Origin of the sequence: Synechococcus sp. B60.1 (genome assembly GCF_047462555.1) — a bacterium.
Taxonomy (GTDB): domain Bacteria; phylum Cyanobacteriota; class Cyanobacteriia; order Thermostichales; family Thermostichaceae; genus Thermostichus.
Genome location: NZ_JANSJN010000058.1, coordinates 15587 through 18388 on the forward strand (window position 1 = coordinate 15587; position 2802 = coordinate 18388).

A 2802-nucleotide genomic window follows, 5' to 3' on the forward strand; every position below is an offset into this window, starting at 1 on the left:
GGAGGTGGTGCAGTTGGTGGAGTGGCCAACGGCCGTTCTGGGGCGCTTTGAGCCGGAGTTTTTGCAATTGCCCCCTGCGGTCATCCAGACGGTGATGATCACCCACCAGCGCTACTTCCCGGTGCGGGATGGCCGGGATCCCGAGAAATTGCTACCCTACTTCATCACCATCTCCAACGGCGACCCCCGGCAAGCGGAGCGGATTGCGGCAGGCAACAGCCGCGTGGTGCGGGCGCGCCTAGCCGATGCCCGCTTTTTCTACGAGGAGGATCGCCGCATCCCCTTGGCCCAGCGGGTGGAGCGGCTGCAGGCGGTTACCTTTGCCGAAGGGCTGGGATCCATGCGCAATAAAGTGGAGCGCATCTGCCGCATCAGCCGCCTCATTGCCACTGCCTTAAATCTGGATCCCCAAGAACAAGCCTTAGTAGATCGCACGGCTTACCTGTGCAAGGCGGATCTGGTTACCCAAATGGTGTACGAGTTCCCGGAGCTGCAGGGGATCATGGGCGCCGAGTACGCCCGCCATGACGGCGAGCCGGAAGCCGTGGCAGAGGGGATCGAGCAGCACTACTGGCCCCTGGGGGCAGGGGAGGCTCTGCCCACCTCTTTGACCGGGCGGGTGGTGGGCTGGGCAGATCGCCTGGACACCTTGGTGGGCATGTTCCACCTGGGGCAGATCCCCACGGGTTCTTCGGATCGCTTTGCCCTGCGGCGGGCTGCCAACAGCCTGGTGTTGATTGCCTGGGATGCCGACTGGAGGTTGGATGTCAATCAGCTCCTGCGCCAGGTGGTGCAGGAGTATGCGGCGGGAGATGAAAAGACCTTAAAAGCGTTGCAGGAGTTTCTCGCCCAGCGGCTGCAAATCCTTCTGCAGGAGGAAAAGCGAATCGACTATGACTTGGTCAGAGCCGTGGTCGGGGATCCTGAATCCGTGCAGACAGAGGATCCCCAGAAAGCGGAACTGACCTTGCGGGCTTTGAGCAACCTGCCCCTCACCCTGCTGCGGGCCGAGTACTTACAACATCTGCGAGCTACTGAAGAATTGGCGGATCTCTACCCCACCCTCAACCGCTGCGCCCGCCTGGCCGCCCAGGGAGATTTGGACTACGCCGTGCTGAATCCAGCGGCTGCCGTGGATCCCAGCCTGTTTCAGGAGGCGGCAGAACGGGAGCTGTACGAGGCCTGTCAAAGGGTTTACCGGCTGGGGGTGGAGCCAGCCTTCCAAGGAGACTTTACCCCGCTGGTGGAGGGTCTGCAGGCAGCAGCCCCTGCAGTGGATCGCTTTTTCGAGGCGGTTTTGGTCATGGATCCGGATCCCAGGCTGCGGGCCAATCGGCTGAACCTATTGGGGATATTGCGCAACCAGTCCCGCCTGCTGGGAGATATGGGGGCTGTAGTCATGACAGGGGAAGCTGCGCCAGAAAAGAGCCGCTAGCTGCCGGCTGGCTCTTCCCTTTGCGGGAGAGGGATTATCCAAGAAAGCGCAAGCATTGCTGCAAGGCCCGCTGCACCGAGCCCAGGTAGCCCTCTCCGAACAGGTTGAGATGGTTAAGCCAGTGGTAGAGCTGGTAAAGAGGCTTGCGCCGGGAATACCCCTCATCCAGCGGATAGGCTTCTTGATAGGCCTGGTAGAACTCCGGTGGAAAGCCGCCAAAAAGCTCAGTCATCGCCAGATCCGTCTCCCGATCCCCGTAGTAGGTGGCCGGGTCGAAAATCACCGGTGAGCCATCGGGCAAGGCGCCGTAGTTGCCACCCCAGAGATCCCCATGGAGCAGAGACGGGACGGGCCGGTAGTCCCGAAAGAAAGTCTCCAGCTCCGCCATGACCCGCTCGGCTTGGGCTACCCACGCGCCGCGGTAACCCCGCTGGCAGGCCAGCTTGACCTGGTAGAGCAGTCGCTGTTCCCGGTAGAAGTCCAACCAGTTCTGCCGCCAACTGTTGATCTGCGGCGTCGAGCCGATGGTGTTATTGCGATCCCAGCCGTAGCTGCCGTTGGGGGAGAGCGTGCGGTGCAACTGGGCCAACTGGGATCCCAGTAAACTCCCCGTTTGGGGGCGGGGTGAGGTCAGCTCCAGGTATTCCAGCACCAGGTAAGCCTGCCCATCTAGGGATCCCCAGGCAATCGGCTGCGGCACTCGCACGGCGTTGGCAGCCGCTAAGGCTTGCAGGCCCGCTGCTTCTGCCGCGAACATCTCCAGCGCCCCCTCTCCCCCCCGCGCTACCTTGACAAAGTATTCCCGCCTTTCCTGGCCGGAAGAAGCCTGAAGCGCACAGGAAAGCTGGTAGGCAGCGTTGATGCTGCCCCCGCCTACAGAACGGAAGTGAAGGGGATCTAAGGGATCCCCTGTAATTTTAGAAAGGTGCTGGGCGATGGCCTGCCAAAAGTTCTGCATCAGTACCCTATTCTTCTTCCGTGGGCGTCGCCGCCTTAGAACCCAAAATAGCCCCTGCCCCGTAAGAATCGATATCAATAGCCTGGGATCCCCCCACCGCCAATAGATCCATCAGGGATCCCAGCCGCCACCAGATCAATCCTGCCGTGCTGAAGACAAGGATCCCGCCGACCAAGGCAGCCAAAGCCAAGGATAAGCCAAACACGTGCAAACAGGCAGCCACAAAGCCAAAGGCAAACCCACAGCAGAGACTGTAGGTGAGGATCACCCCTGGCGTGCGGTAGGGAATCTGGCCTTGGCGCTCTCGGTTCCGCTGCCAAAGGGCTACCTGGTACTCCAACTTGTCTTTAAAGATGAGGCCGAAAATAACAGCAAAGAAGCTAAACAGGGCAATGGCTGAGTAGATAGG

At 60.8% G+C, this 2802-nt stretch carries 3 protein-coding genes; 1 reads left to right on the top strand and 2 read right to left on the bottom strand.

All coding sequences use genetic code 11. The features are described 5' to 3' along the window. Positions 1 to 1435, top strand: a 1435-nt coding sequence (gene glyS / locus NW863_RS07945; RefSeq protein WP_414365689.1) for a glycine--tRNA ligase subunit beta, incomplete at its 5' end; no start/stop codon positions are given. A 34-nt stretch (positions 1436 to 1469) separates the two neighbouring features. Here glyS and NW863_RS07950 read toward each other — a convergent pair. Then, entirely contained in the window at positions 1470 to 2393 is a 924-nt protein-coding gene (locus NW863_RS07950; protein ID WP_414365690.1) for a fructosamine kinase family protein, read from the bottom strand. 7 nt (positions 2394 to 2400) lie between these two features. Next, positions 2401 to 2802: hypothetical protein (locus NW863_RS07955; RefSeq protein ID WP_414365691.1), on the bottom strand; the 402-nt coding region annotated here is incomplete at its 5' end.